This window comes from Bradyrhizobium sp. (assembly GCF_016462955.1).
GTDB lineage: Bacteria > Pseudomonadota > Alphaproteobacteria > Rhizobiales > Xanthobacteraceae > Bradyrhizobium.
The window spans coordinates 1-4,783 of sequence record NZ_JAEMSD010000510.1 but is presented as its reverse complement, the minus strand read 5'-3'; the positions used below and the strand labels follow the sequence as shown (position 1 = coordinate 4,783).

At 65.8% G+C, this 4,783-nt stretch carries 5 protein-coding genes and 2 pseudogenes; 1 reads left to right on the top strand and 6 read right to left on the bottom strand.

All coding sequences use genetic code 11. The features are described 5' to 3' along the window. Window positions 1–545 (bottom strand): annotated as a pseudogene (locus JHD07_RS33085) (amidohydrolase family protein); the annotation flags it as partial. Between the two features lie 201 nt (window positions 546–746). Between JHD07_RS33085 and JHD07_RS33080 the strand changes: the two are divergent. Then, on the top strand, window positions 747–1,607 hold the full coding sequence (locus tag JHD07_RS33080; RefSeq protein WP_291629782.1) for an alpha/beta hydrolase: 861 nt from the start codon (window positions 747–749) through the stop codon (window positions 1,605–1,607). 132 nt (window positions 1,608–1,739) lie between these two features. Here the strand turns inward: JHD07_RS33080 and JHD07_RS33075 are convergent, their stop codons facing one another. The 5 genes and pseudogenes from JHD07_RS33075 to JHD07_RS33055 form a co-directional block, all read right to left on the bottom strand. After that, window positions 1,740–2,075 (bottom strand): Rieske (2Fe-2S) protein, encoded by a 336-nt coding sequence (locus JHD07_RS33075; protein ID WP_291629780.1) that lies wholly within the window; start codon window positions 2,073–2,075, stop codon window positions 1,740–1,742. Continuing rightward, entirely contained in the window at window positions 2,068–2,772 is a 705-nt protein-coding gene (locus tag JHD07_RS33070; RefSeq protein WP_291629778.1) for an ABC transporter ATP-binding protein, read from the bottom strand. Before JHD07_RS33070 ends, JHD07_RS33075 begins: the two co-directional genes overlap by 8 nt. Beyond that, entirely contained in the window at window positions 2,765–3,547 is a 783-nt protein-coding gene (locus tag JHD07_RS33065; protein ID WP_291629776.1) for an ABC transporter ATP-binding protein, read from the bottom strand. Before JHD07_RS33065 ends, JHD07_RS33070 begins: the two co-directional genes overlap by 8 nt. Then, entirely contained in the window at window positions 3,547–4,587 is a 1,041-nt protein-coding gene (locus tag JHD07_RS33060) for a branched-chain amino acid ABC transporter permease (protein ID WP_291629774.1), read from the bottom strand. The genes JHD07_RS33065 and JHD07_RS33060 overlap by 1 nt, the downstream gene beginning before the upstream one ends. Next, a pseudogene (locus JHD07_RS33055) lies at window positions 4,584–4,783 on the bottom strand (branched-chain amino acid ABC transporter permease); the annotation flags it as partial. The gene JHD07_RS33060 and the pseudogene JHD07_RS33055, both read right to left, overlap by 4 nt.

Below are 4,783 nucleotides of genomic sequence, written 5' to 3'. Positions count from 1 at the left end.
ACCAGCGCCTCCTCGCGGCGCGCGACCTCGAACACCTCGAGCAGCTGCTTGTCGCTAAGCACGAGGTCGTCATAGGTCATGAACACCTTGAACGAGGTGTAGCCGTCCTTGACCAGGGCGGGCAGCTCCTGCCCGAGCACGACCGCGGTCGGATCGGAGATGATGAGATGAAACGCCGTGTCGACGTAGCACTCGCCTTCGGCGAGCTTACGATAATTCTCGACACAGGTGCGCAGCGAGGTGCCCTTCTCCTGCAACGCGAAAGGCAGAACCATGGTATTGCCGCCGGCCGCCGCCGCGCGCGTCGCCGAGGCGAAGTCGTCGGCCATCACCACGTCGGGGCCCGAGGGCTGCGAGATGTGGACATGGCTGTCGATGCCGCCCGGCAGCGCCAATAGGCCCGTCGCATCGATCTCGCGGGCCGCGCCCTCGATGCGATCGGCGATGCTGACGATGCGGCCGTCGCGAATACCGATATCGGCGCGGAACTCGTCGCTGGCCGTCACGATGGTGCCGCCGCGAATGGCGAGATCGAGCTGGGTCACGTTTTGTCTCCGTCACTTGATAGCCCGCATTGTTTGGAATATGCGGCGCACCTCCGCACGAGCCGTGATGCCGCCGGCGAGACCTGGCGGGATGCTGGCATGCCCGATGCATCGCGGGAGACAAACCGGATTGCATCCGCGAGCGGAATAGGCGATCCCAATCGGAAAGGCCCGGCGCCCAGGGCCGCAATGGAGAGTTTCATGGTTGACGACGCTCGCTCGACAATTCGGCCGCTCGATCCCCGCGACAGGTGGTCCGAACTGTCGCCTGCGGAGCGCAGCGCGGCCTATGACAACAACGCGGCCGTCAAGAACAGCCCGGCGCTGATCGCCGAGCGCAACGAAGCTTCGGCGCGGATGCGGGGCGCACTGAAGTCCCATCTCGACCTGCCCTATGGCGAGCGGGCCAACAACAAGATCGACCTCTATCCGGCCGCGACTCCCGATGCGCCCTGCCTGGTGTTCCTGCATGGCGGCTATTGGCAGCGCAATTCGCGCGAGCTGTTCGCGATGCTGGTCGAAGGCGTCGCCGCCCATGGCTGGTCGGTCGCCATACCCGGCTATTCGCTGGCGCCCGAGGTGTCGCTCACGGACATCGTTGCCGAGATCCCGCGCGCGCTCGACTGGCTCGCCGCTCATGGCCCGTCCTATGGCGTCGCCGGGCCGGTCGTGCTGTCCGGCTGGTCCGCCGGCGCCCATCTCGTCGCGATGGCGCTGGATCATCCGCGTGTCCACGCGGGGCTCGCGCTCTCGGGCGTCTACGATCTCGCGCCGATCCGCGATACCGGGCTCAACGACGCGCTGAAGCTGACGGATGCCGAGATCGCCACGCTGTCGCCGCTGCGCCTGCCGGTGACGCCGAAGCGGCTCGACATCGCCTATGGCAGCAATGAGCTGCCGGCCCTCGTGTGCGATTCCATCAATCTCCACCACAAACGCGCGGCGGCTGGAGCGCCCGGCAAGCTCATCCCGGTCGAAGGCGCCGACCATTTCACCATTCTCGAAGCGCTGCGCCGGCCGGACGGCATTCTCGTCGACGCCGCTCGGCGACTGCTGGACTAGAAACTTCGAAAACAACCCCATGCACAGTAGAGATGCCATTGGTCCCAAAAGGCAAATTCTCGAAGACCAGATTGACGCCTTGCGTTTTGACTCGTCGGGCAAAACAGGGGCATGATGCCATCATCGCCCGCCTCATCGCTGCTGCACCTCGATCGAGATTCCCTCGGCCGTGACGCGCGCCGGATAGAGCCGCAGCGGCGAGCTTGGCCATCCCGAACTGATCGTCCCGTCGCGCAGATCGAACGATGCGGCGTGCCGCGGGCAGTACAGCCGCCCTGCTTTCACCTGCCCGAGACCGAGATCCGCCTGTTCGTGCGGACAGGCGCGATCGCATGCGACGACCTCGCCTTCGTTCCAGATCACGAGCATGTCGAGACCTCCGACACGGACGCGAACCATCGTCTCCGTCTTCAGCCGGTCGAGATCGCAGACCAGGGTACAGGTGGAACGGACGGCCTCGTCATCCACCGAGATAGGCCTTGCGCACATGCTGGTTCGCGATCAGCTCGCTGCCGGCGCCGGACAGCACGATGCGTCCGTTCTCGAGCAGATAAGCATGATCGCACATTTCGAGTGCGGCGAACGCGTTCTGCTCGACCAGCAGCACCGTGGTGCCGGAATCGCGGATGGCCCGGATGATCGCAAAGGTGCGCTCGACGATGTTGGGGGCGAGCCCGAGCGACGGCTCGTCGAACATGATCAGCCGCGGCCGCGACATCAGCGCCCGCCCGATCGCGAGCATCTGCTGCTCACCGCCGGACAGCGTGCCTGCGGCCTGCCGGCGTCGCTCGGCAAGCCGCGGGAATTCCGTGTAGATGCGGTCGCGGTCGGCCGCGATCTCGCCCGAACCGCGACGGAGGTAAGCCCCCATGTCGAGATTTTCCTCGACGCTCATATGCGGGAACACTCGCCGCCCCTCCGGGCAATGCGCAATGCCGCTGGCCAGCACGCGCGGCGGCTTCGCCCCGGTGATCTCGATGCCCTCGAACCGCATCTGGCCGGAGCGCGGGGGCACCAGCCCGGAGATGGCGCGCAACGTCGTGCTCTTGCCGGCGCCATTGGCACCAATCAGCGCGACCAGCTGGCCGGCCTTCACGTCCAGCGAGATGCCGCGCAACGCGGTGACGCCACCGTAACCACACACCATCTCGCGGATTTCAAGCATGTCCCGCTCCATGTCCGAGATAGGCTTCGATCACCGCGGGGTCGTTGCGGATCACATCGGGTATCCCTTCCGCGATGATGCGGCCATAGTTGAGCACGACGATGCGGTCGGAGACCGTCATCACCATGGGCATGTCGTGCTCGACCAGGAGGATGGTGATGCCGCGGTCGCGGATGCTGCGGATCAATTCGACAAAGCGATGGGTCTCCGAGGCGTTCATGCCGGAGACCGGCTCGTCCAGCAACAGCATCGACGGTTCCGCGGCAAGCGCCAGCGCGACACCGACGAGACGCTGCTCGCCGTAGGACAGTGAGCCCGCGGCATCATGCGCGCGCCGCTCCAGCCCGACCCATTCGAGCAGCTCGCTGGCCCGCTGCCGCAGCTTGCGCTCCGAGGCACGCGCGCCCGGCAGGCCGAGGATGGCGTCGAGCAGCCGCACCCGGCCCTGTCGATGCAGGCCGATCAGCAGATTGTCGTAGACGGTGTCGTTGGGAAAAACGCTGGTGCGCTGGAAGGTGCGGATCAGGCCGAGATCGGCAATCTCGTGCGGTTTCAAGCCGGCGAGCGCCGTGTCGCGATAGGTCACGCGGCCGGCGCTCGGCGTCAGGAAGCCGGTCATGACGTTAAAGGCGGTGGTCTTGCCGGCACCGTTCGGTCCGATCAGGCTGACGATCTCGCCCTCGCCCACGGTGAAACTCATGTCGGAGATCGCAACCAGCCCGCCGAAGCGGACGGCGACCTGGTCGATGCTCATGGCAATGTTGCGCGCCGTCATCACGCCGGCTCCTTGGCAGCGGTCTCCGTGAGGGTCGCCGGCGCAGGCGACCGGCGCCGCCGCCCTGCCAAACGCAGCGCGAGCGACGGCACGATGCCGCGCGGCAGCACGAACAGGATGACGATCAGCACGCCGCCATAGGCGATCCATTGCGCTTCCGGCGCCATCACCGGACGGAGCGCAACCGGCAGCAGCCCGAAGATGAGTCCGCCGACGACGGGCCCGGCCAGGGAGCCTTTGCCGCCGGTGATGACCATGATCACCATGGTGACGGTGTTGATGAAGGCGAACACTTCGGGGTCGATGATCCTGATATAATGGGCATAGAGGCTGCCGGCTGCGCCTGCGATGGCAGCCGAGATCACGGCCGCGATCGTCAAGGTCCTGGTCACGTCGATGCCGACGGAGACGGCCAGCGTCTCGTTCTCCATCAGGCCACGCATGGAGCGGCCAAAATGGGAATGAACGAGGCGCGCAATCAGGAGATAGGCGATGAGCGCGACGACCAGCACAAGATAGTAGTTGTGGAATTTCGTGCGCAGCGTCAGCTCGCCAAAGACCGGCAACGGCAACGCGATGGGCGGGATATTGGTCAGCGCAAGCGGGCCCTGGGTCAGCTCGACCCAGTTCAGCGCGACCAACCGGACCACCTCGGCAAAGGAGATCGTAACGATGACGAAATAGGCGCCGCGGACGCGAAACGAGAGCAGGCCGACGAAATAGCCGCATAATCCTGCAATCAGGATCGCCAGCACGAAGCCTATGATCGGCGGCCAGGGCGTGTGAACCAGCCGAAAGCCTCCGGGCAGGCCGACGTCGAAGCCGAGCGAGGTCAGCGCGCTCACATAGGCGCCGATGCCGAAGAAGGCGATGTGGCCGAGGCTGAGCTGGCCGGTGAAGCCGAGCAGCAGATTGAGGCTCATCGCGCCGATGATGAAGATGCCGGTCGTGATCAGGGCGTTGAGCAGATAGGGATCGCGCAGCCAGAGCGGCACCGAGGCGAGAGCTGCGACGGCAAGAATGGTGGTGATCGCCTTCATCCGACGCGCTCCGCGCGCGCGAACAGGCCGGTCGGCCGGAAGATCAAAACGGCGATGATGATGACAAAGCCCATGGCGTCGCGGTAGCCCGACGAGACGTAGCCGGCGCCCAGCTCTTCGGCCAGGGCGAGGATGAAGCCCCCGATCACGGCGCCGGTGATGTTGCCGAGGCCGCCGAGGATGACGATGGCGAAGG

Coding starts and splice junctions, on each gene's coding strand:
- JHD07_RS33065 (WP_291629776.1), bottom strand. CDS start 3,547: ATGACGGCGCGCAACATTGCCATGAGCATCGACCAGGTCGCCGTCCGC.
- JHD07_RS33080 (WP_291629782.1), top strand. CDS start 747: ATGGTTGACGACGCTCGCTCGACAATTCGGCCGCTCGATCCCCGCGAC.
- JHD07_RS33060 (WP_291629774.1), bottom strand. CDS start 4,587: ATGAAGGCGATCACCACCATTCTTGCCGTCGCAGCTCTCGCCTCGGTG.
- JHD07_RS33070 (WP_291629778.1), bottom strand. CDS start 2,772: ATGCTTGAAATCCGCGAGATGGTGTGTGGTTACGGTGGCGTCACCGCG.